Source organism: Clostridium estertheticum (assembly GCF_018861295.1).
Taxonomy (GTDB): Bacteria; Bacillota; Clostridia; order Clostridiales; family Clostridiaceae; genus Clostridium_AD; species Clostridium_AD estertheticum_D.
The window spans coordinates 1-22547 of the sequence record NZ_JAHLDM010000014.1; the positions used below are offsets into that span (position 1 = coordinate 1).

25 protein-coding genes and 2 pseudogenes are annotated in these 22547 nt (G+C 29.5%); 22 read left to right on the top strand and 5 right to left on the bottom strand.

Annotated elements, in window-relative coordinates; all coding sequences use genetic code 11:
- The 6 genes from KPL54_RS14125 to KPL54_RS14150 form a co-directional block, all read left to right on the top strand.
- Positions 1 to 608: hypothetical protein (locus tag KPL54_RS14125; protein WP_253203474.1), on the top strand; the 608-nt coding region annotated here is incomplete at its 5' end.
- A 16-nt stretch (positions 609 to 624) separates the two neighbouring features.
- A complete protein-coding gene (locus KPL54_RS14130; RefSeq protein ID WP_216107172.1) occupies positions 625 to 1155 on the top strand; it encodes a hypothetical protein in 531 nt (176 codons plus the stop codon).
- A 100-nt stretch (positions 1156 to 1255) separates the two neighbouring features.
- A complete protein-coding gene (locus tag KPL54_RS14135) occupies positions 1256 to 1639 on the top strand; it encodes a DUF4280 domain-containing protein (RefSeq protein WP_216107173.1) in 384 nt (127 codons plus the stop codon).
- A gap of 149 nt (positions 1640 to 1788) precedes the next feature.
- The gene (locus tag KPL54_RS14140; RefSeq protein ID WP_216107174.1) at positions 1789 to 2472 is read left to right on the top strand and encodes a hypothetical protein; all 684 of its coding nucleotides are present in this window, start codon (positions 1789 to 1791) and stop codon (positions 2470 to 2472) included.
- 214 nt (positions 2473 to 2686) lie between these two features.
- Entirely contained in the window at positions 2687 to 2890 is a 204-nt protein-coding gene (locus tag KPL54_RS14145; RefSeq protein WP_216107175.1) for a cold-shock protein, read from the top strand.
- A 188-nt stretch (positions 2891 to 3078) separates the two neighbouring features.
- On the top strand, positions 3079 to 3303 hold the full coding sequence (locus tag KPL54_RS14150; RefSeq protein ID WP_216107176.1) for an alpha/beta-type small acid-soluble spore protein: 225 nt from the start codon (positions 3079 to 3081) through the stop codon (positions 3301 to 3303).
- 55 nt (positions 3304 to 3358) lie between these two features.
- Here KPL54_RS14150 and KPL54_RS14155 read toward each other — a convergent pair whose 3' ends face one another.
- Positions 3359 to 4315: an asparagine synthetase A gene (locus tag KPL54_RS14155; protein ID WP_216107177.1), complete on the bottom strand. Its 957-nt coding sequence runs from the start codon at positions 4313 to 4315 to the stop codon at positions 3359 to 3361.
- A gap of 266 nt (positions 4316 to 4581) precedes the next feature.
- On the opposite strand from KPL54_RS14155, the gene KPL54_RS14160 reads away from it, so the two are divergent.
- On the top strand, positions 4582 to 5046 hold the full coding sequence (locus tag KPL54_RS14160; protein ID WP_216107178.1) for an Lrp/AsnC ligand binding domain-containing protein: 465 nt from the start codon (positions 4582 to 4584) through the stop codon (positions 5044 to 5046).
- A 114-nt stretch (positions 5047 to 5160) separates the two neighbouring features.
- Positions 5161 to 5547, top strand: a complete 387-nt coding sequence (locus KPL54_RS14165) for a thioesterase family protein (protein ID WP_171297822.1) — start codon at positions 5161 to 5163, stop codon at positions 5545 to 5547.
- Positions 5548 to 5740: 193 nt separating this feature from the next.
- On the opposite strand, the gene KPL54_RS14170 is transcribed toward KPL54_RS14165, so the two are convergent.
- Positions 5741 to 6841: a DNA alkylation repair protein gene (locus tag KPL54_RS14170; protein WP_216107179.1), complete on the bottom strand. Its 1101-nt coding sequence runs from the start codon at positions 6839 to 6841 to the stop codon at positions 5741 to 5743.
- A gap of 156 nt (positions 6842 to 6997) precedes the next feature.
- Between KPL54_RS14170 and KPL54_RS14175 the strand changes: the two genes are divergently transcribed.
- From KPL54_RS14175 to KPL54_RS14200, 6 genes are read left to right on the top strand one after another with little or no spacing between them, the layout of a single operon-like run.
- The gene (locus KPL54_RS14175) at positions 6998 to 7204 is read left to right on the top strand and encodes a DUF1657 domain-containing protein (protein ID WP_216107180.1); all 207 of its coding nucleotides are present in this window, start codon (positions 6998 to 7000) and stop codon (positions 7202 to 7204) included.
- Between the two features lie 13 nt (positions 7205 to 7217).
- Complete coding sequence (locus tag KPL54_RS14180) at positions 7218 to 8078, top strand: DUF421 domain-containing protein (protein WP_216107181.1); 861 nt, start codon at positions 7218 to 7220, stop codon at positions 8076 to 8078.
- A gap of 11 nt (positions 8079 to 8089) precedes the next feature.
- Positions 8090 to 8569, top strand: coding sequence for a stage V sporulation protein AC (gene spoVAC, locus KPL54_RS14185; protein WP_216107182.1), 480 nt, complete (start codon positions 8090 to 8092; stop codon positions 8567 to 8569).
- Positions 8570 to 9571: a stage V sporulation protein AD gene (gene spoVAD, locus KPL54_RS14190; protein ID WP_071612651.1), complete on the top strand. Its 1002-nt coding sequence runs from the start codon at positions 8570 to 8572 to the stop codon at positions 9569 to 9571.
- Between the two features lie 22 nt (positions 9572 to 9593).
- Positions 9594 to 9947, top strand: a complete 354-nt coding sequence (gene spoVAE, locus KPL54_RS14195) for a stage V sporulation protein AE (RefSeq protein WP_071612652.1) — start codon at positions 9594 to 9596, stop codon at positions 9945 to 9947.
- 45 nt (positions 9948 to 9992) lie between these two features.
- Positions 9993 to 10190 (top strand): DUF1657 domain-containing protein, encoded by a 198-nt coding sequence (locus KPL54_RS14200; RefSeq protein WP_071612653.1) that lies wholly within the window; start codon positions 9993 to 9995, stop codon positions 10188 to 10190.
- Positions 10191 to 10280: 90 nt separating this feature from the next.
- Here the strand turns inward: KPL54_RS14200 and KPL54_RS14205 are convergent.
- Positions 10281 to 12672: pseudogene (locus tag KPL54_RS14205) on the bottom strand (GxGYxYP domain-containing protein).
- A 189-nt stretch (positions 12673 to 12861) separates the two neighbouring features.
- Here KPL54_RS14205 and KPL54_RS14210 point away from each other — a divergent pair.
- Both KPL54_RS14210 and KPL54_RS14215 read left to right on the top strand, forming a co-directional pair.
- Positions 12862 to 13332, top strand: a complete 471-nt coding sequence (locus KPL54_RS14210) for a methylated-DNA--[protein]-cysteine S-methyltransferase (RefSeq protein WP_216107264.1) — start codon at positions 12862 to 12864, stop codon at positions 13330 to 13332.
- A gap of 451 nt (positions 13333 to 13783) precedes the next feature.
- On the top strand, positions 13784 to 14479 hold the full coding sequence (locus tag KPL54_RS14215) for a hypothetical protein (protein WP_216107183.1): 696 nt from the start codon (positions 13784 to 13786) through the stop codon (positions 14477 to 14479).
- Positions 14480 to 14578: 99 nt separating this feature from the next.
- Here KPL54_RS14215 and greA read toward each other — a convergent pair whose 3' ends face one another.
- Positions 14579 to 15046: a transcription elongation factor GreA gene (greA, locus tag KPL54_RS14220; RefSeq protein ID WP_071612655.1), complete on the bottom strand. Its 468-nt coding sequence runs from the start codon at positions 15044 to 15046 to the stop codon at positions 14579 to 14581.
- Between the two features lie 270 nt (positions 15047 to 15316).
- Between greA and KPL54_RS14225 the strand changes: the two are divergent.
- From KPL54_RS14225 to KPL54_RS14240, 4 genes and pseudogenes are all read left to right on the top strand, one after another.
- A pseudogene (locus tag KPL54_RS14225) lies at positions 15317 to 15859 on the top strand (glutathione peroxidase); the annotation flags it as partial.
- A gap of 446 nt (positions 15860 to 16305) precedes the next feature.
- The gene (locus KPL54_RS14230) at positions 16306 to 17466 is read left to right on the top strand and encodes a CDP-glycerol glycerophosphotransferase family protein (protein WP_216107185.1); all 1161 of its coding nucleotides are present in this window, start codon (positions 16306 to 16308) and stop codon (positions 17464 to 17466) included.
- 29 nt (positions 17467 to 17495) lie between these two features.
- Positions 17496 to 17900, top strand: coding sequence for a glycerol-3-phosphate cytidylyltransferase (gene tagD / locus KPL54_RS14235; RefSeq protein WP_216107186.1), 405 nt, complete (start codon positions 17496 to 17498; stop codon positions 17898 to 17900).
- Positions 17901 to 17961: 61 nt separating this feature from the next.
- A complete protein-coding gene (locus KPL54_RS14240) occupies positions 17962 to 18948 on the top strand; it encodes a glycosyltransferase family 2 protein (protein ID WP_253203476.1) in 987 nt (328 codons plus the stop codon).
- 92 nt (positions 18949 to 19040) lie between these two features.
- Here KPL54_RS14240 and KPL54_RS14245 read toward each other — a convergent pair whose 3' ends face one another.
- Complete coding sequence (locus KPL54_RS14245) at positions 19041 to 20159, bottom strand: NADH-dependent flavin oxidoreductase (protein ID WP_216107188.1); 1119 nt, start codon at positions 20157 to 20159, stop codon at positions 19041 to 19043.
- A 322-nt stretch (positions 20160 to 20481) separates the two neighbouring features.
- Here KPL54_RS14245 and KPL54_RS14250 point away from each other — a divergent pair, with 322 nt between their 5' ends.
- Positions 20482 to 21837, top strand: coding sequence for an MATE family efflux transporter (locus KPL54_RS14250; protein ID WP_216107189.1), 1356 nt, complete (start codon positions 20482 to 20484; stop codon positions 21835 to 21837).
- 122 nt (positions 21838 to 21959) lie between these two features.
- Entirely contained in the window at positions 21960 to 22523 is a 564-nt protein-coding gene (locus tag KPL54_RS14255; protein ID WP_216107190.1) for a TetR/AcrR family transcriptional regulator, read from the top strand.
- Positions 22524 to 22547: the final 24 nt, after the last annotated feature.

Sequence of the window (22547 nt, forward strand, 5' to 3'; positions counted from 1 at the left end):
AAGCAAGCGTGATAATACAAGAAAATAAAGAGGAACTCTTAGCAGAATTTTATGAAAAGTATGTAGCTAATAGATGGATTAATGATTTCCTCAAAATTGATGAAATATATAAAAGTGATAATGATGTTATAGATGCAAATTTAGTTTCAGCATTTAATGAAGTATGTAAACAGGCTGTAGATCTTCAAGAAAAACAATTAAAAGGAGAAATAAGGTATATATATTTTTCTCTTCTTAGAACTAGTCTTCTTGAAAATAAAGGAGAATATAGGGTTGATTTATATGATGAAAATTGGTTTTTAGATAAGCAGGAATGTTTTATTAATATAGATCTGAATTTTATTTTCGCTTCAATTTTTAAGTACATGGAAGAACTCAAGGAAAAGAAAAAAGAATATGGAAGAAGTATAACTGATATGGATATAGAAAGTATGATTTTTGATGAAACTGATAAATATCATGTTTTAGCAGTAGAATTTTTAAAAGGACTTATAGAAAAATTTATAGGAACACCTTCTTATGAAAAGATGAAGAAAGCAGAAGATATCAGGATATTTGTTGGAGAATATATGGATGAGGCAGAGATAATATATCCTGAAGAAAAATAATTAAAAAGGAGAAAGCATGGATTATTTTTTATTAAAACAAGATGAAAGATATACAAATACGCCAAGGCTTATAGATGTATTTAAGAAAATTAACATGAAAAATCTTAATCTTCTAAATGCTCATAAAATTGAAGACATGATAATATTTAATGTGAATGCAGATGATAATTGTGAATTTTTAGATGTTTTAGATAGTCAATTATTTTTGATATCAGATGAAATGAAAAAAATCATTGAAAAATATGATAGTGATATTTTGTTTATTAGCTTACCACTTATTGAGGGATTACATGATAGACAAGAAAATTATTCTTTACCTATATTTGAAGAAATAGAAGCCCTAAGTGATAAAACAGAACTAGGTTTAGATAAGAGAATAATTAAAAACATAATCCTAAGTAAAGAGAAGATTCAAGGCAAAAAGATATTTAGAATAAAAGAAAGTACAAAACCATTGATAGTAGTAAGACTTGATGTTGCTGAGAGTCTTTTAAGACGCGATTTTAAAGGAATAAAACTTGAGAGATTACAGGTGGAGGAAATTTAACGATATTTTAGAAAGAAAGACTCCTACTTATATAAGGGAGTTACATTCTATAATATTACAGCTTCGAAGAAGATGCTTTAAATAAGGGAAGTGAAACAATATGAGCGACGGAGATAAGTATTATATAGTAAGAGGCGCAAAAATGAGATGTGACAAAGGTACGCATGCAAGAAAAATAAATCTACCTGAAAGTCATGGAGCATATGCAACAGAAAAACCTATGATGAATAAAAGCGATAATGTGGTAAATAAAAATATTAGTTACTTTGGAATTTGCAGGGAATGCAAGGAAGGTGAAGATATTTATTTAATTGGTGAAGATGGAAAGCAACTTCCACCAGGGAAAAAGTGTCTTGTGAAAATATTAGGGGATTGGATGAAGGTAAAAGAGGATACATTGGTTGATGGGAAACCAGCACTTACAGCAGAATCTGTGCTTATATGTTCTTTACATCAAGGAAAAATAAAATTCGTGATTACTTAGAAATACAAGCACTTACATCAAGTTTTGAATTGGACGTAAAAGAAAAAAGCAGATCATTCCAATAAATTGCTACCTAAGCTATAAAATGTTGACAATTGCTTCTATATAATGTAATATTAGCAAATGTACATTATATAGGGGGAGATTACTTGAAATTATTAAAAAAAGCACTTTCAGTATCAACAATTTTTATTTTATTAACTCTAATACTTGTGGGGTGTTCCGCAAAACAAAAGGCAGTTATTGCTGAAAAAAACACATTAGAGTTTGGTTCTTTTGCAGGAACTAAGTATACACAACCAACTTTTGGGATGTCACTAAATATTCCAGAAAAGTGGAGTGTAATGGATGACAAAACACGAAATTCATTATACAATGCAGGTATGAAAGCCATTGCTAAAGATGAGGCAGCTAAAAAAACATTGGATTTATCAAAAGAAAAATCTGTGTTTATGTTTTTTGTTTCACAAAAACATTATTCCGCAAATGTGCCTTCAGGATCAAACATTATATTTCAGACAGAAAATCTTGGATTAGCAGGAAATGTAGTAGTAAAAACAGGTAAAGAATATCTTGAAATTACTAAAACTAATATGAGTAAATTAACTAATATGAAATATACTTTTGAGGATACAAAGGCTGAAAAAATCGCAGGTAAAGATTTTTATACTTTAAAAGCAGCAATCACTTTAAAGAACGGTGCTAAAATTAATCAAACATATTATTGCTATATTGATAAAGGATATGCATTGACTTTTATTAATACATACTCTGGAGATAAACAAGCAGATGCTGACCTGGATAGTATAATGAAATCAATGAAATTTAATTAAATTTTGGTGATAAGAATAACTAGAATAAATATTTAATAAAAACACCCACCTATGGCAATAATACCAAAGGTAGGTGTTTTTATCTTGCCCTTACTATTTCTATCATTAACATAATTGATAATATACCAATTTTATGGTATATTGTAAGAGTGACATTATTGATGCAAAATTAATGTATCATAAGTAATGGTGTTTTCTATTTGGAGGTTTATTAATGAAAATCGGAACAGTTAAATGGTTTAATACAGTAAAAGGCTTTGGATTTATTGAAATTGAAGGCGAAAAAGATGTTTTTGTTCATATATCCGCAATTCAAGGTAATGAATCAGAAAAAAGTCTAGAAGAAGGTCAAAAAGTTAAATTTGAAACAGAAGAAGGACCTAAGGGACTTCAAGCAATTGAAGTTACTGCAATATAAATAATTTATAGCACAAAAAGCCGCCTTTATTAAGGTGGCTTTTTGTATTTTAAAAAATAAAGAATAATTTTAAAGTTAAATCAATGAATAAAAAGTCTGTTTTATAAAATACTAAATATAGTTATATAGGGTAGAAATCGAAATTATTTTTGGTTATCTATAACATAAAATTATAGGGAGGTAGCAAAATGTCTAGAAGAGTATTAGTACCAGAAGCAATGGGAAAACTTCAAAAGTTTAAGATGGAAGTAGCAAATGATATGGGACTAGATAATATTCAAAATAACAATGCAGATATGGGAGATGTGCCTAGTAACATTGTAAATAAAATAAAAAATTCAGGTAATGTTGGTGGAGAAATGGTGAGACGAATGGTAGAAGCAGCAGAAAAAAATATGGTTGATAAAATATAAAAAAAAGATGGCTAATTAAAGTAGCCATCATCTTTCATTTTCTTAGGAGCAAAAATTAGAATATATATTGTTCACCAGGTTTTCTGCAGAATAATGTAACATCACTAATCTCAGGTTGCTGAGTAATAAATCTTGTTATTCTTTCTACTCCAAATCCAGCTCCTGCAGTTTTAAATATCTCTCCTTGTTTTGCAAGCTCAATGTAATATCTAAATGCCTTCTCATCAGTTGCAAGTTCTCTCATCCTCAAAAGTATTCTATCTAGTTTAAATTCTCTTTCTCCTCCACTTAAACCTTCACCAAATCCTAATGGCCAAATAAGGTCGTAATTTCTATAAGTACCTAAGTTATCTAAATCTTCTGCATCATAGAATTCTCTTTTATGGTTTGTTAAGAAGAAAGGTTCTGTAGCAGCTTTTGATGCTTCTGCTTCGAAATCATCGCCATATTTTGCTTGCATCTCATCTGTTGTATATTTTTTAAATGGTCCAGTTATATTTAAATGATCTGTACCAACACCAAGTCTTGTTAATTCTGGAATACAGTTTTCTTTTACAAATTTAAATATGGCAGTTATGATTTCTTCTATGAATTTAAGTATATCTTCCATAGTTTTTTCTTTAAATTCAAAGTCTACTTGAGTAAATTCAAATAAATGTCTCGAATCACCTCTAGTTGCTTTTTCGAGTCTTATATTTGGAGATACGATATAAAGGCTATCAATATCTGCGTTTAACATGGTCATTTGTTTGTGGAATATCATTGATTTCATAACATTGAAAGTTTGATTGTTATAACTTATTTCACATTCCTCAACGCTATGGTTTAAAGTATCTGTAATGGGAGACATCATAAGAGGTAATATTCTAGTTATTCTTCTCTTATACATAAATTCATCTACAGCTTTTAAAATTGACTGTTGAACGAATAATATATCTTTTATTTTTTTATTTTTAATTTTAGCCACCGCTACATCCAATAATTTTTTTTCTGCTTTTATTAATTCTGTCATTGTAATTCCCCCTGATAAATCTTTATTTTTGTTTGATCCATTGATAATATAATAATACTTTTGATAACTTATTGCAATATATTTAATGAATATTTATTATATTTATCAAATTGTGAATTTGCAAGTGTATTTAGTATGATATTATTAAAGAAATAAATTTATTTGCTGTTTTTTTGCTAATTTGTTAATTGATTTGATATAATGATATAAAGTATACAATATTGTTGATTTTAGGTACATATAATAATTTATTAGGAGCTGATGGTATGGATTTAAATGTTCCAGGTTTAGATGAATTAGACTATCAAATATTAGAAATCTTAATTAAAGACTCTAGAATACCTTATCTTGAAATCGCAAGGAATTGTCATGTAAGTGGTGGTACAATTCATGTTAGAATGAATAAAATGCAAGAAATGGGATTAATTAAAGGGGCAAGGCTTATATTAGATACAAGCAAACTTGGATATGACGTATGTTGTTTTATTGGAATTTATCTTAACAAGGCATCTTCATATCCAGATGTATTAGAACAATTGAAAGAAATAAAAGAAATAGTAGAGCTACATTACACAACAGGTGCATATTCTATTTTTATTAAAGTCATGTGCAAGAGCATTTCTAATCTACAGGACTTACTTATGAATAGGCTTCAGGTGATCTCAGGAGTACAAAGTACAGATACATTTATAACCTTGTCTCAACCTATAGACAGAAATATATCTTTTTGATATATTTTTAACAATAAGCATGTCAAATCACTTGATACACTTTCATAATGATGTTATATTAGTATAATAAGGTACTTGTATATTTATAAATAATAAAAGATTGGAGTGATGAAAATGGAATTTAATTTTAATGAAGGTTTGAAATCTGTTATTGAGCAGATAGTAGGAAAAAGTGATACAGCGAATTCTTATGGATCAGGGGATTTAGATGTTTATGCTACGCCTGCTATGACAGCTCTTATGGAGAATGCAGCAAAAAATGGTGTTAAAAAGGAACTGCCCGTTGGATATACAACAGTTGGTATAGAAATTAGTGTTAAGCACATAAAGCCAACGCCTGTTGGAGTTAAGGTTAGGGCTGAGGCGATACTTGAAAAGGCAGAAGGTAAAAAATTAACATTTAAAGTAGAAGCATTTGATGATATGGGTAAAATAGGGGAAGGAACTCATATAAGGTATGTGGTAAAAGCAGAAGAATTTATTAAAAAAATAGTACGTTAAATTATTTTATCTATTAAACAATGATCTAAATTAAAGAATTACATATTTTAAAGTAATTTTAAAGTAATTTCAGGTAACTCGCGGTAACGTAAAAAGCACTCTTCTAACTAAATTGTTAGTGAGAGTGCTTTTGTAAATTTTTGAATACATAAATATGTAAGTTGAGTTAATAATAAATATAAGAAGAATATGACTAAAAAATTAAATCCATAACTGAAGAGGCTACTTCCGAGCCATTAATCAGGATCACTATTTTGTGTTCTCCTGGGTAATGTTTTCTTGTAGTGAGTTCTACCCATTTGTGTATTTTGGTTCCAGTAAGACACTGTCCTCCAGTCACTATTTTATCAGACAAAAGAAATAATTTACAGGATGTTTTTCCTCTTGATCGTACAAAATAAATTCCATATTCAATTCGTATATGTATAGGGTCACCTTCACGAATGCAAAGTTCATATTTGATTTTACAACTTTCACCAATTTTTAGATTAGGTGGATCTATAGACAAAGTAGCCCATCTGGTAATATGTCTATCTATAGATTCACCATATCCAAATAACTTCATTATTTCTGGATTTGCTTTGCGAATCAATGTTCTAGAGCCATGTCTTAGTATCCAGTCAGTATACTTATTTATTCCTTTTAAACGTCTTACTGTTTCCACAATTACAGAAGGATTATCTTTTGAAATGTCATTTAAATTGTTAGCAACACTCTTACGCACATAAATAGAAGGGTCTTCTACTAGTTGATTAAGTACAGATAATACCATAGTGGGATCATTCTTAAACATAGTAAGTGCCATTCCCCAGGGAAGACGCGGACGACAGCCTTCACTTGCGAGCCTTCTTACATGTTCATTATTGTCTTTTGACCATTCTAGCATTTTAACTATCATCCGATCTGGATCAGACATAATAAACGGTCTTACTGCAAATTCAGAGGAGGATCTAATAGTAAATCGTTTAAGAGCTAACATAGAAAGTTCCCAATTCTCATCTGATAAACCATACACGCAAACAAAGTTTGGAAAAAACAGGTATGGAAATCCAACGCAATACTCATCAATTTTAAATAGTATTTCCAATGCTTCGTCATATTTTTTGGGTAAAAAGACCCCAAGGGTTTTAGTAATTCGGTCCATCCTCTCCATTAGTTTTAGCTCATCCCAAGTATCATCTATTATAGTTGCTATAAATCCATTAATATCAAAAGAATTATAGACATTATATATTTGCTCACCAAATTGCTGTAGGAATTCTTTGTTATACATATTTTTTAAAGCTTTTGCCATATCTTATTCCTCCTTTTTAACTATATACCATTATTATAACAATCATAACTTGACAACTGTGAATAATATTAATGTTTTTAAATATTAAATGAATTAAATTTAGGCATATTAGGCAAACTATTTTATATGAAGATTAATAAAGAGAGGAAGGTTCATATGACTGTTGGTTCTAAAGTAAAACAAACAGTAGCTTCTCTAAAAGGATGTGAAGCTACTTTAAGATTATATTCATTACAGGAGCGAGATAAAGAAGCTAGGCTCATTTATAAAGAAGCATTTGAGGAAATAAGTAAAATAAAAACAAGTTTAGAAAAAAGAGTAAGCTCTATAGAATTTGAAGAGCCACAATACAAAGGTAATTGAGTGAGGTGAGATAATGAATAGTTGGCTTATAATATTATTCAACTCAATAATATTATTTTTTTTAACGTTAGTTGTTACAAGATTTATGAAAAAAAGAAACTTATCTAAAGTTACTCCATTCGAGTTTATTTCGTATGTAGTTATTGCTCTTATAGTTAGTTTAATTTCATTAGACATCATTGCAAACATCTATTTTGGACTAACGGCACTAGCTGTTTGGTCACTGATGCCTATTATTTTAGACTACGCCTCCATGAAAAGTAAATGGATTTACAACATGATAAATGGTAAGGAAAGAGTATTAATTAAGGATGGCAAGGTTATGGAAGATAACTTAGCTAAAGAAAGAATGACTGGGCAGGAGTTTCTACAAGAATTACGTTCTAAAAAATCATTTAATTTAGCGGATGTTGAGTTTGCTGTTATGGAAACAACAGGGGATATAAATGTTAGTTTAAAAGCTGATAAAAAGCCTGTTACCTCACATGATTTAGGAATAAAAGTAGCATCAAGGTCGGAACCGCAGACAGTTATATTAGATGGAAATATATTAAATGAAGGTCTTACCAATAGTGGACTTAATCGAAATTGGCTTGAGATTCAATTGGAAAATAAGGGAGTAGTACTTGATAATGTCTTTATTGCTGAGGTAGATTCCTCCGGTGACTTATATTTGGATCTCTTTGATGATGTTATACAAGTTCCAAAATCGCAGAATAAAGAGATGTTATATGCTAGTATTCAAAAGAGCCAGGCAGATCTTATGACTTTTGCATTAGAGACTAAAAATGAATCAGCAAAATCTATGTATTTAAGAAATGCTGGAGAATTAGATAAAGTCATGAAAAAATTAGAACCATATTTATTACGTTAGAAGGTGAAATAATGTCCAATATGAAAAAGAAAAAATTAACCCCAACAGAGCAAAAGTATGATGCGCTTGTAAAAAGCATAGAACCCAAAAGACCTATTTTAAAAAATTGTGTTAAAGCTTTTTTTGTAGGCGGTATTATATGCTCTATTGGCCAAGGGTTGCAGTCCATTTTTATAACATATTTTAATTTTAATGAAAAAACATCAGTTGGTCCGACTTTAGTAGTTTTAATTTTTGCTGCAGCTTTACTTACTGGACTTGGAATTTACGACCATCTTGGACAATGGGCTGGAGCTGGGTCTGCTGTTCCAATTACAGGATTCGCCAATTCAATAGCTTCTGCTTCAATTGAACATAGAAGTGAAGGATTTGTACTTGGTGTAGCTGGAAATATGTTTAGACTTGCTGGAGCAATCATTGTTTTTGGAGTTTTTTCTGCTTTTGTTGTAGCTACAATAAAAATCACAATAAAATGGTTGGGGGCGATGTAGTTGCTTAAAGGACATCAATCATGGATATTTAATTCTAAACCTATAATATTAGGCTCTGCAGCAGTTGGTGGGCCATTCGAAGGTAATGGTGCACTAGCCAGCGACTTTGATATAATTCATGAGGATTTATGGGTTGGACAGGATAGCTTTGAAAAAGCGGAAAAGGTTATGCTAGAACATGCTTGTGCAAGAGCAATAGAAAAATCAAATATAAAAAAAGAGGATATAAATTTTTTTATAAGCGGGGATTTGATGAATCAGATCACATCTAGTAGTTTTGCGGCGAGGACATTAGGAATGCCATATTTGGGAATTTTTGGTGCGTGTTCTAGTTCAATGGAAGGATTAGCATTAGCTGCTCAATTAATAGATAGTAAGTCAGCTAAATACGTTATGGCATCTGCAAGTAGCCATAATGCAACTGCAGAAAAACAATATAGATATCCTACAGAGTATGGTGGTCAAAGACCTCCAACTGCTCAATGGACAGTAACTGGGGCTGGAGCTGCAGTACTTTGTGGCGAAGGAGTTGGTCCTAGAGTAACTTCGGCTACCATGGGAAGAGTAATAGATATGGGGATATCAGACCCATATAACATGGGAGCTGCTATGGCACCGGCTGCCGTAGATACTATAGAGGCGCATTTTAGAGATTTAAATATTGATGATTCATATTATGATTTAATTGCCACTGGAGATTTAGGCAAGGTAGGACACGAAATTGCTATCAGTTTATTAAAAGATCATGGTATAGAAATGATGCCTAATATATTTACCGACTGTGGACTTTTAATATATAAAAAAGATCAGCCAGTTTTTTCGGGTGGTAGTGGTTGTGGGTGCTCAGCTACTGTAACATATGGGCATTTTCTTAACCGTATGCGTAAAGGGGAATTAAAGAGGATATTGATTGTTGCAACTGGTGCATTAATGTCTCCGATATCCTATCAACAAAAGGAAAGCATACCTTGTATTGCTCATGCAGTTTCCATAGAAATGTAAAAAAAGAGGTGTGAGTTTATTTATGGAAAAATTTATTTTAGCATTTATAGTAGGTGGTCTAATTTGTGTCATTGGCCAACTTATAATGGATATTTTAAAGATTACACCTGCACATACTACATGTACGTTAGTTGTGATAGGAACAATATTAGGCGGGCTTGGACTATATGATCCTTTGGTTAAAATTGCAGGAGCAGGTGCATTTGTACCAATAAGTAGTTTTGGAAATACACTTGTAGCAGGAGCTCTAATAGATGCAGAGCAAACAGGATTTATAGGAGTATTTACTGGCGTTTTTAAGGCGGCGAGTTCTGGAATATCTGCTGCAATAATCTTTGGCTTTATTGGTGCAATAATATTTAAGCCCAAGGGGTAATCATCTCTGCAAGAGCTATTATATATATTTAAAGGAGGTGAAAACATGACTGTAGGAACACAAATGCAACAAGCAATTGCTGGAATACAAAGCGCTTCAGCTACAATGAAGACTTTTTCTCTAGAAACAGAGGACGAGAAAGCGAAAAATGATTTTGAACAAATCGCAGTACAACTTGATTCTGCTATGGATATTTTAAAAGGAAGACAAAAATATATTCAGAATCAAGAACCTCAATATTAATATTAATTTTTACATATATAGTAAAAATTTTTATGAGATATAAAGTTACAGTGCTTAAAACAAATTAAGATGAGTCAAAAGGCTAGAACATTATGTTCTGGCCTTTTGATTTTTATTTTTAACATTATTCATTATCAATTTCATAAATGTTTCAGGGGTTACTATTGCAACTTTAGGATTTTCTTTTAATTTATTTACTACTGTTTCAATATTGCTAAGGTCTTTGCTCCAAGCATGAACATAAACAAAAGTGTAACTATTAGAATTATTAATATCCACTTTACCAGAATCAATTCGATGACTAATATTTTTAATAAGTTCATCTTCACTTTCAATATTATCCCAAAGTAAATCTCTACAAGAAACTATGGGTTTATTATTTGACCAAATAATCTCCCCGTGGTAGTTGTCGTGTTTATGATAGTCAAGATAAAATAATCCGTGTATATTAGGTTTTATAGTAAACCTATCCCAAAGTTCGTTATTATGAAAAGAAGAGCCGTCAATAATTGATACATATTTCTCATCTACTTTTTCCATATAATCATTTAATCTATTAATATATATAGATAGTGATTTCTTATCAAATTTACTTGGGTACATGTAGCCGTTCCCAGATGGTGGTACTATAAAATAGTCATTGGTAGATCCATGAGATGCACTTTCATAATATAGTTTAAATACGGTAGGGGCAAGATAATATAAAGAGGGGCTTAATGACCAACCTAAATTGAATTTTCCTTTATAAGGGGAACCATACCATTTATGAGAACCATAATTAGTTCCAAGATCCCACTGCTGATTATCTCCATCAGACATAATAAATGTTACATGATGAACATTTTCTTTAGTAAGTATTTTAACTGATGTTTTTTGATTCATAGGTAATGAAGGAAATGAACTTAATACAGTTAAATTATAAGACCAATCTGCAGCAACCATACTAACACCATATTTCGAAGTTGTACTTACATTAATAAATTCATCAGGGCCCCAACCTAGGCAAATGGAGTCCTTATCTAGGGCTGAAAATATTTTATCTCGTAGGGTTGTGACGTCAATTTTATCTTCATAAAAAATTAGAGATTTGCTCATTATGCCATAGTCTCTTAATGCACAAGATTTGTCTGGTGATAACTGAATTACTATGGAATGATTTAGACCAGAGTTCCATAAATTATCGAAGGCCCAGCTCTCAGCAGTATTTCTACAGTCGCCTATAATCTTTGTAATTCCATAGATTCGTGTTTTGCCTTGGATAACTTCATCAATCGCAATGCAATTATTTAAGGAGGCAAGTGAACAAGCATTATTTATTGAAGGATCTTTTAGTGTTTTATTATTGTAAAGCACATATCCATTAATATAATCTTTAAATACGTCTAATAAGCGCCACGGATCTGAGACATTTTCGTATGGAATTCCATATTCTTCTTTTAAATTATCAAGCCATGTTTGATAATCAGGTTGTGAGTAACTAAGCGTATATATTTGAATAGATGATTGTTTATTAACAATTCCTTGAAGGGTAGCTATCATTGCTGCTTCAGCTGGCGTCATTGCATTTTGAGATATAACATATAAGTAAGTTGGAGTTATAGGATTTTTTATATAATTATTAGTATCTAGATTTTTTCTAAATTCACTCCATTTAATAAAACTCATTACTATTTTTCCTACAGTATTTATAAAAATTATTTAAGAAGTTAACTCTTTCATTATTATTAAAAGACTTGATATGACTCTCATCAAAATTAGCTAATAGTAATTGTCGTTCTATAATGTCTTCAGCTGTAACTTTGGCTGAATTTTTGATCATATCATACATAATCATGAAGGTAGTGGTCCTACCTATACCTTGTTTACAGTGAAAATGAAACCAACTGTTTTTAGGCTGTGATAGTACAAGCGCTACAAAGTAATCAACCATATCATCTTTAGGTATCTTACCATCGGTAACGGTAATGCGGTTATAGGATAATGATTTAGAATTAACAAGATATTGTTCATCTTCGACTTTTGTTGGAATTATAGTTATATTTTTATGATTATAAAATGTAATAGGGACATTTAGTTTTATATTACTTAGTTTGTTGTATTCATCAAGTAATACTTGATTTTTAGTTAGGCCTATGTTAGCATCATTTTTTGCATTAGCCCAGCTAACAGGTAACCCATTAATAAATCCGTGTGATTCTTGTCTTAGGTCAATGAAGGTAATTGGTAATGATGTGTTTATACTATTTATTACAATAGGTAAATTATCCTTTGAAAATTGTTGACTGCCAGAAATGTTTAATGTGTTTAGTCCATTAAGATTTAAATTTTTATTGTTTTGCGTATTTAATAAAGTTGATGACTTACGAAAGTTTTTTGGTATGTTATAGTAATTTTGAGAATCTAAAACAAGATTTATACTATCGTTGAGCTGTACATTTCTATTGAACATAATCATATTATAAAAATAGGGGCACTGGTACATATATATCCTCCATAAAAAATAGTTTTCAATATATATTATGTATATATAACTGCTTTGTTACTAAGTGCAGTTTTATATGTATAATTAAAGTATTTGAATATATGAAATATTAAAATGATATTCAGGCAGACAGTTATAAAAGAATATAGTAGTATATATTATAAAGAAACTAAAAATCGAGGTGGTAATATTAATAACATATTTTATTATGAAACAATAATTGGGAAAATAGGAATTGTTGAGAATGGTATAGCTATAACTCAGATGAATTTTGCTCGAAAAATGCCTGAAGGTATAAATATTAATGAGACTGTTTTGCTGAAAAAAGCAAACATGCAACTTCAAGAATATTTTTCTGGAAAAAGAAAAATATTTGATTTACCGCTTGCTCCTAGTGGGACAGAATTTCAGCAAAAAGTATGGAGTTCACTGCTAGAAATCCCTTATGGAAAAACTAACAGTTATAAGGATATAGCAAAAAATGTTGGTAATATAAATGCAGCTCGTGCAGTAGGAATGGCAAATAGTAAAAATCCGATTTTTATATTAATCCCTTGTCATCGTGTCATTGGTGCTAATGGTAAATTGGTTGGTTATGCAGGTGGGTTGAGTGTGAAAGAAAAACTTTTAGAAATAGAAAAACAAAATGAAAATAACTAATTTAAGGTATATTCCCTAGGGTAAAAAGAAAGTGATACGAGAATTTTATTACATCGATGGTATAATGTTGGAGATGCTGTATGAAAATAGATTTGAGATGAAGAAGAGGATAGCGACAATGGTTTTTATGAGGAGTTAGAATTATCCTCAGTGGAACTAAAGGCAATAAAATATAAAACGGATTTTATAACAAAATTATGAATCAATCATATCAATCAGAGGCGACCAAGTGGAAATGTAACTTATTGACTTTGGAAAGACAACAGATTAATGTATACTGAGCTTGGATATACATTTACAAAGTAACAAAGATAATAAATTTGAACACATTTAAGCAATGTTATTATGGTGTTAGATATATCAGTGACAGTTAGGGGGGTAATATATTATTCAGGTAAAAAATTAAAGCATAGAATTGTTACTAAAAATGAATATATTAGGAGGAAAACTAATGAAAAGGTCAATAAAAGTCATTATAGGTTTATCAGTTATAGGACTACTTATTGTAATAGGGGTTATATATAAAATACTTTCACCGTCGCTGTCAGCAGAGAATGCCAAATCTACAATAGGGACACCGGAGCAGGTAGCAGACCAGAGAATTTTAGATGCTAAAATAATAGCAGATAAGAAAATAGTAGATGCAAAAATAATAGCAGATAAAAAATTGTCAGATGCAAAGGCAATTGAGGACCAAAAAACATCAAATACTAAGTCACAAAGTGAGTTACCTAAAGAAGTTGAATATAAAAAGTATCTTAATGCAAAGTTTTTATGTTCGATTAAGTATCCTAGTGAACTAAAAGTAGTTAAAGAAACTGCTAATGGGAATATGCTTAAATCCGATGATGAGAGTATATCACTTCAGATTTATGGAACTAACAATATATCACACGATACAGTTGATTCAATATACAACAAAGCTATAAAAAACAATGATATGTATTATAAAGTAAAAAATGGCAATTGGTTTGTAATATCTTATATCGAGGGCGACAAAATAGTATACCAAAAGAAAGTAGTTGGAAAAGGTTCAATTGATACTTTTATTTTTAAATTTCCAACTAATCAAAAGAATAAATATACTAAAGTTGTAGAAATGATTGAAAAAAGTTTTAAAGCTTCGTCAACTGACAAAGCTCATTAGTAATATGAAAAAATTTAAGTAGTGATTACTCTCTGCTTAAATTTTTACTTTGATCAAAAAAATTTATAAAAAAGATTTAAGTAGTCTTAATATTTTTTACTATTCGTAAATCTTCTCTATACTTACTTCGTAATTCCCTTCAGGGGCTAAAACTGTGCATTTCTCTCCAAGTGCCTTTTTATAGATTGCAATTCCAAGTGGTGATTCAATACTTATATTCATAAGGTCTGGATTGGTCTCTACTGTGGATACTAAGCGTACTTTTACAATATCATCTGTATCAAGAAATTTAATGTCAGCCTGACCACCAAGACCTAAGTGTTCATCACTGCTCTCGTCATCTACTACTGTAGAGTTTCGAAGCAATTCTTGTACTGCAATTATTCTATCATTATTAGTAGCTTCCTCATCTTTAGCTGCATCATATTCTGCATTTTCACTTAGATCGCCATGCCCCTTTGCTTCTTTAATTGCTGCCGTTATTTCTCTTCTTTTTTCTCCGGTTCGTAGGGTTAATTCTTCTTCTAATTTTATTACCCCACTAGGTGTTAATATTGTACTTTTCATATTTTTTCACTCCTAACAAATTTTCCATTTATAATGGTATTAGACATACATAAAGAATTATTATATCACATTTTTAGCTAATATAATAAATTCCATATCTAAGTTAATGAATATTTAAATATTTTTATATCTATAATACTATAAATAAAGGCTAAACTTTATTGTAATTTATTTTTTTTGTGCTATAATAGATTTATAGATAATAATAACTATTAAGAAATATTAATTTTTATATAAAAACTATGGTTAATAAAAATGGAGGGATAATAAATGTCAATTTATGATTTTAATGCAATTACAATAGATGGGGAAGAGGTTTCTCTAAAACAATATAAGGGAAAGGTACTTATTATAGTTAATACGGCAAGCAAGTGCGGATTTACTCCACAATACAAGGGCTTAGAGAAGCTTTATGAGCAGTACAAGGACAAGGGCTTTGAAATATTGGGTTTTCCAAGTAATCAATTTGCAGCTCAGGAACCTGGTGAAAGTAGTGAAATAAAAAATTTCTGTGAAATTAATTATGGAGTGAGTTTCCCATTGTTTGAGAAAACTGATGTAAGGGGAAATAATGCTCATCCGATTTTTAAATACCTTACAGAAAAAGCAAAATTCAAAGGATTTGATTTGAATCAGCCTAATGAAAAAAAATTTAATGATATGCTTGAGAAAAAATTCCCAGAATTACTAGTAGGAGATTCAATAAAATGGAATTTTACAAAGTTCCTTATTGGTAGAGATGGTAATGTAGAATATAGATTTGAACCAACAACTACACCAGAAGATATATCAACAGACATTGAAAAATTGCTTGGAACAGCAACTGGAAGCGATGTAACTAATAAAGAAATTTATACTGGCGAAGATGATGAAGAGGTTTTAAATTGTGAAGGAGGACCTTGTAACTTCGTATATGATGATAAAAATGAAAATTAGTAAGGAATAGATATATACTTATGGTTAAGTTACTTATTTTGACTTATTCATAAAAACTATAATGTAGAATAGGCAAAATTATAATATATACAAATATAAAAATAATTTTAAAGAAATGAATGGAGAAGTAAAGTGTAATTTACATCTCTAAACATTTCTTTATTTTTTTGTATAGTTTTTTTAATGAGACAATGCTAGTCGACAACAAACGACAAAAAACGATTAGTGTGTTAATATAAGGATAGACTTCGAATGTTAGAAATATAGTATAGTTACCGATAATATTATATAAAACAATAAATATTTAAAAAAGGAATGGTTTTTTGATAAATATATGTATTTTAAAAATATGTTCATTATTAAATAAGATGTTAAAAAAGAAAAGAAATAAGATTTGTTTAGTTAGTTTTCCAGATTTTTCTGATAACTGTATGGCTGTATTCAATTATATAATTAAAGAAAATTTGACTCAATATGAAATTGTGTGGTTAGTAAATGACTTATTTATTCCAGATAAAATTAGTGAATTACAACTTTCATTTAAGGTTAAGGTTGTAAAAAAGAATTCTCTTTTGGGGTTATTAAATTATATGACTTCGAAGTATATATTTTATACTCATACACCTTTTAAGGGGGTAGAAAATCTTAAAAAGCAAATTGTAATTAATTTATGGCATGGTATGCCACTTAAAAACATAGGATATCTAGACAATAAAGATGAGAAGAATATTCCTCATTTTACATATACTATAGCTACATCTGATGAATTTCAAAATGTCATATCCAAGGTTTTTGGGGTAAGTAAGAGTAAAGTATTAATTACTGGATTACCTAGAAATGATGAAATAAATAAGTTTAAAAATATATTATCTAAATTAAAGATAAATGGGGAAATTTATAATAAGAAAATATTATGGATGCCGACATTTAGAAAATCAGTTATGGCAGAAATACGAAATGATGGTAAACACAAAAATAGAAAATTACCGTTATTATCTAATGAAGAATTAGAAGAGTTTAATAAATATTTAAGGGATAATAATGATTTACTTGTAATTAAGTTACATCCTATGGATTATCTTAAAAAAAAGGACTTTAGTAAATTAAGTAATATTAAGATAGTTACAAATTGTGATTTTAAAAATATAGGTGAGCAACTATATTCATTATTTCAAGAATTCGATGCTTTTATTACCGATTATTCATCAGTCTATTTTGATTTTATGTTGCTTAATAAACCTATTGGCTTTGTAATGGACGATTTAAAAGAATATAGTAGTAGCCGAGGGTTTGTTTTTGAAGATATTTATGATTGGATTCCAGGACCAATTATTAAAGATGTCTCTGAGTTAAAAACTTACATAAAAAATGTAAACAATGATATAGACGATTTTAAAGATATTAGAGAAGAAGTTAATAATAAAACTAATAGCTATTCAAACTTTAACAATACTAAAAGGCTATTTAATGAATTAGGTTTATAGAATGATATCGTTAAGGGAGGACAAAACTAATGAAAAAAGTAATTACATATGGGACTTTTGATTTGTTACATTATGGTCATATAAATATATTAAAAAAAGCTAGAGAACTGGGGGATTATCTTATAGTAGCATTGTCAACTAATGAATTTAATGCTATAAAGGGTAAAGAGTGCTATTTCTCGTATGATCAAAGAAAGAAGCTTATTGAAGCTATACGTTATGTGGATTTGGTTATACCTGAAGATAGTTGGGAACAGAAAGTTCATGATGTTAAGGAATTTAATGTTAACGTGTTTACTATTGGGAACGATTGGTCTGGAAAATTTGATTTTTTAAAAGAATATTGTGATGTAGTATATCTATCAAGAACGCCAAAAATATCAACCACTAAAATAAAAAAAGATTTAGGATTGGATGAAGAAAGTGTATCATAATAGGATTGTTAGTATAATAGTTCCTGTATATAATTCAGAAAAATATATAGAGAAATGTATTATGAGCATTTTAAATCAAACATATAAATATATAGAATTAATTCTTATTAATGATGGGTCAATTGATAACAGTGGACATTTGTGTGATACCTTTGCAAAACTGGATAATCGTATTAAAGTAGAACATATAAAAAATTTAGGAGTGTCATCTGCTAGAAATAAAGGTATAAAAGCAGCCACAGGAAAATTTATTCAATTTGTTGATTCTGATGATTATATTGAACCTAATATGATTGAAACTTTAACTAATGAAATAAATAGAAACATTGATGTGGTGTTTTGTGGATATACAAGAGTTTCTAAGGATAAAAATGGTAAAATAAATGTTAAGGCTATCAGTTTAAACAAGCAAGTTAATATTACAAAAAAAACATTCTTGAATGAATTTGGTATTCTTTTTAAAAATTATTATATTAACTATCTTTGGAATAAGTTATATGTTGCTGATATTATAAAAAAATATAATCTTGAATTTGATAGTTTAATAAATTGGGGGGAGGATCTTATATTCAATCTCCAATATTTAGAACATTGTGGTAACATCACTATAATTGATAAACAACTCTATAATTATGTAAATTATAATGATAATTCTATTACATCTACATTTAATAAAGAATTATATAATAATCAAAATAACATGTACAAATCAGTAAGGAAATTTTTAATTAATAATAATGCATATACAGATACAAACAAAGATATAGTAGAATTGAAATTCACAGATAGCATTATAATGAGTTTAAACAATTTATTTTATAAAGATTCAGATTGCGATAAATTAGAAATTAAGAAGCAAATATCACGAATTATTGAAGACAACATTTTAGGTCAGAATTTAAAGTATTTTAACTTCGGAGGTTTTCAAAAAAAAATAGTCGGTAAGCTGATAAAGAATAAATCTTTGCATTTTATTATTTATTTTTATAAAACTAAAGAGTATATTAGGCGCAGAAAGAATTTTTTATATAGGATTTTTAAAAAGTGAGTAATCAAAATGAAAAGTGCCAGATATGTTTTATTTCATATCTGGTACTTTTGTTATATAAGATGTGTTAAGTATTTAATAGTATAAAGTAATTATTTTGACATTGGGAACCAACCAGGTGTATTTATAATTGTATTCCAAAGTGGCTCGGGAATATCTAAAGATTTTCTTTGAGTTTTATTTAAAGTAGTACGTATTTTTGAAAAATCACCAGTTTGAACCTTACTGACCCAGTCGGGCTCCATGATTAGCTCTCTACCAAGAGATATAAATGTGGCACCACTGTTTAATGCCTTTATAGCATCTTCAGGTGTGTGGATAGAGCCAACACCAATAAAAGGTACTCTGCCATGTATTTTGTCAAGTATACTGCAAATAATAGGATTAGTATTGGAAGCATTACGTATTGAACTTTGCCAAAAATCAGATATGGAGCTGTGCAAATAACTTAATCCTTGATTTGATAAAACGTCTATAAATGAAAGAGTGTCTTCTAAAGTTATACCGGGGTTTTCTAGTTCTTCTGGTGAAAACCTGTAGCCAACTATGAAATTCTTTATGGCATCTTCTTTTATTACTTTCTTAACCTGCGCAATAACAGCTAGTGGGAAATTCATTCTTTTTTCTATGCTTCCACCCCACATATCGTCTCTTCGGTTTGAATGAGGAGAAAAAAATTGTTGTAATAAATATGTGTTGGCCCCATGAATTTCTACACCATCAAAACCAGCAGCTATTGCAAGTTTTGTTGTTTCACCAAAAGCCTTAATAGTATCTTGAATTTCTGCTTGGGTCATTTCGCGTGGAGTCATTGCGCCTTCTCTCTCAGCTGCTATAGCGCTTGCACTAATAGTTTGACCACCAGGTATTTCGGCAGGAATTGCCATTCTACCACCATGAAATATTTGAAGAATTGCTAAGGCACCTTCTTCTTTTATGGTTTGTGATAATTTTTTTAAACTTGGTAAAAAGCTATTGTTGTAGGCAGCAAATTGTCCAGGGAATCCCTTGCCTGATTCTTGTACATTGGTTGCCGCAGTAATTACTATGCCTACACCCTTTGACCTTGCTTTATAATAACCTAATTCTGCCACAGATACTGTTCCATCAGGATTTGCAGAAAAAGTAGTCATAGGTGCCATAACTATAGAGTTTTTTACATTTATAGTTGAATCTAATGTTTTTTGTTTAAGTAAATTTTCAATTTTCAATTTAATCTCTCCTCTATAAAACATATTATAATTATGATGTTTTAAAAACTAGTTATATTTAATACTATGTTTAAATTATATATTTATTTCTTATATATTATAATACTATAGTTGCATAAGAATGTAAATGATAATAATTATTATAAAACATTTATTATAAAGTAATTTTTAGAAGTTTAAATTTCTAAATTAGATTAGATGGATTTATATTTATAAGACAGTTTAAATCATAAAACGTATGATATAATATATAGCTGACGTTATAATGTAAAATAAGTAAGGATGTTACAAGATTATATTATTTTTAATATGGAGGAAATTTATGAATGGAAAATTAGGATCGGAAAGTATAAGCAAATTACTTTTTAAGTTTTCGGTGCCAGCTATAACGGGAATGGTAGTGAATGCTTTATATAATATTGTGGATCGAATATATATAGGACATATTAAAGGGGTGGGATCATATGCATTATCCGGACTTGCTATAACATTTCCAATATCAGTCATTATAATGGCGTTTGGAATGCTTATTGGTATAGGTGCTTGTTCAGTGATATCAATAAGACTTGGAGAAAAAAACGTCGAGGCAGCAGATAATATTTTGGGGAATGCTGTGATGCTTTTAACAATAATATCAGTAGTACTTGGAATTTTTGGAGTTTTATTTTTGAATAAAATTTTAATATTATTTGGTGCAGATCAAAATAATCTGCCTTATGCAAAAGCATATATACAAATCATACTTATGGGAGCTGTTTTTCAAAATATAGGATTTGGCATTAATAATATAATTAGAGCCGAGGGTAATCCTAAAATGGCAATGTTTACAATGATGTTTGGCGCAATTATTAATATTATATTAGATCCAATATTTATATTTGTATTTAAAATGGGAATTCAAGGTGCTGCAATAGCAACTGTAATTTCTCAAGTTTTTAATACTTTATTAGTACTTAGGTATTTTACAGCAAAAAACAGTGGAAGCGTACTTAAATTAAAGAAAATTAACTTAAAGCTCAATAAATATATTGTAAATGATATTTTTGCTATTGGCGTAGCACCGTTTTCTATGCAAATAGCTTCAAGTCTTGTAGCTATTTTGTATAATAAAGGGCTTTATACTTATGGAGGGAATCTTGCAATTGCTGCAATGGGGATATTAAATAGTATATCAATGTTAATTTTTATGCCCATAGTTGGTATTAGTCAAGGTATACAGCCTATAATAGGATATAATTATGGGGCTAAATTGTATGATAGAGTTTTTAAAATTTTAAAGCTCGCCATAATTTTTGGAACTTGTATTGCTGTAATTGGGTTTATTGTTGTTCAACTATTTGCAAATCAACTTATAACAATATTTGTAGGTAATAATCCTGAATTAATAAAACTAGGTGCACATGGACTTAGGATTGACTTAATGGTTTTACCTATTTTAGGATTTCAAATTTTAGGTGCAAGTTATTTTCAAGCCATAAATGAGGCAAAAACATCAATGGTTTTAAGTGTTTTAAGACAAGTCATAGTGTTAATACCCATTATCCTTATACTCCCATTATTTCTTAAATTGGATGGATTATGGTTTTCACAACCTTGCGCTGATTTGATTGCAACAGCACTTACTGCATTTTTTCTTGCAAAGAGTATTAAAAAATTAAGGAACAGTTCTGTATTGTAAAAATATTCTTGACAGTATACCTAGAATATAATAAAATTTTTTAAAAATACACAATAATAATAAAATGTTACTTGACAATAAATGAATGATCGTTTATTATAGAAATTAGTAGAGGTGTTTAGATGAGAAGAAAAGATGATGAAAAAGAGAAAAGTATAAAGGAAGCAGTTGTTAAACTAATACTTGAATTAGGTTTTCATGGTACTTCTATTTCAAAAATCGCAAAAGAGGCAGGGGTTTCCCCAGCTACTGTTTATATTTATTACGAGAATAAAGAAATTATGTTTCAAGATATATATTATGAATATTCTGAAGAAATATTTGATTATTTGCTTAGTATGGTTTATAAGAATATGGATGGACATGAACTTATTGAAATACTGGTCAGAGGATATTATACTTACATCAAAGAGAATGGAGAGATATTTCATTTTGTAGATCAATTTTCCAGTTGTCCAGCCTTAGCTTGCCATTGCTTAGATAGAAAGGGCATAAAAAATCTTAATAATTTGTTTGAGGAAATGAAACAGCAAAGAGTGCTTAAGGATATTCAAAATGATAATTTGATAGCAATACTTTTTTTTCCAATAAAGGCTATTGCGAGTAACCAATGCATTGGAGAAGTTGAAAGGGATGATTTACTAAAAGAGTTGATTACAATAATACAGGATGCTTTGTTAGCTTAATTAAACGAACATTCACTTATGAAT

Coding starts and splice junctions, on each gene's coding strand:
- KPL54_RS14130 (WP_216107172.1), top strand. CDS start 625: ATGGATTATTTTTTATTAAAACAAGATGAAAGATATACAAATACGCCA.
- KPL54_RS14135 (WP_216107173.1), top strand. CDS start 1,256: ATGAGCGACGGAGATAAGTATTATATAGTAAGAGGCGCAAAAATGAGA.
- KPL54_RS14145 (WP_216107175.1), top strand. CDS start 2,687: ATGAAAATCGGAACAGTTAAATGGTTTAATACAGTAAAAGGCTTTGGA.
- KPL54_RS14150 (WP_216107176.1), top strand. CDS start 3,079: ATGTCTAGAAGAGTATTAGTACCAGAAGCAATGGGAAAACTTCAAAAG.
- KPL54_RS14155 (WP_216107177.1), bottom strand. CDS start 4,315: ATGACAGAATTAATAAAAGCAGAAAAAAAATTATTGGATGTAGCGGTG.
- KPL54_RS14160 (WP_216107178.1), top strand. CDS start 4,582: ATGGATTTAAATGTTCCAGGTTTAGATGAATTAGACTATCAAATATTA.
- KPL54_RS14165 (WP_171297822.1), top strand. CDS start 5,161: ATGGAATTTAATTTTAATGAAGGTTTGAAATCTGTTATTGAGCAGATA.
- KPL54_RS14170 (WP_216107179.1), bottom strand. CDS start 6,841: ATGGCAAAAGCTTTAAAAAATATGTATAACAAAGAATTCCTACAGCAA.
- KPL54_RS14175 (WP_216107180.1), top strand. CDS start 6,998: ATGACTGTTGGTTCTAAAGTAAAACAAACAGTAGCTTCTCTAAAAGGA.
- KPL54_RS14180 (WP_216107181.1), top strand. CDS start 7,218: ATGAATAGTTGGCTTATAATATTATTCAACTCAATAATATTATTTTTT.
- spoVAC (WP_216107182.1), top strand. CDS start 8,090: ATGTCCAATATGAAAAAGAAAAAATTAACCCCAACAGAGCAAAAGTAT.
- spoVAE (WP_071612652.1), top strand. CDS start 9,594: ATGGAAAAATTTATTTTAGCATTTATAGTAGGTGGTCTAATTTGTGTC.
- KPL54_RS14200 (WP_071612653.1), top strand. CDS start 9,993: ATGACTGTAGGAACACAAATGCAACAAGCAATTGCTGGAATACAAAGC.
- KPL54_RS14215 (WP_216107183.1), top strand. CDS start 13,784: ATGAAAAGGTCAATAAAAGTCATTATAGGTTTATCAGTTATAGGACTA.
- greA (WP_071612655.1), bottom strand. CDS start 15,046: ATGAAAAGTACAATATTAACACCTAGTGGGGTAATAAAATTAGAAGAA.
- tagD (WP_216107186.1), top strand. CDS start 17,496: ATGAAAAAAGTAATTACATATGGGACTTTTGATTTGTTACATTATGGT.
- KPL54_RS14240 (WP_253203476.1), top strand. CDS start 17,962: ATGAGCATTTTAAATCAAACATATAAATATATAGAATTAATTCTTATT.
- KPL54_RS14250 (WP_216107189.1), top strand. CDS start 20,482: ATGAATGGAAAATTAGGATCGGAAAGTATAAGCAAATTACTTTTTAAG.
- KPL54_RS14255 (WP_216107190.1), top strand. CDS start 21,960: ATGAGAAGAAAAGATGATGAAAAAGAGAAAAGTATAAAGGAAGCAGTT.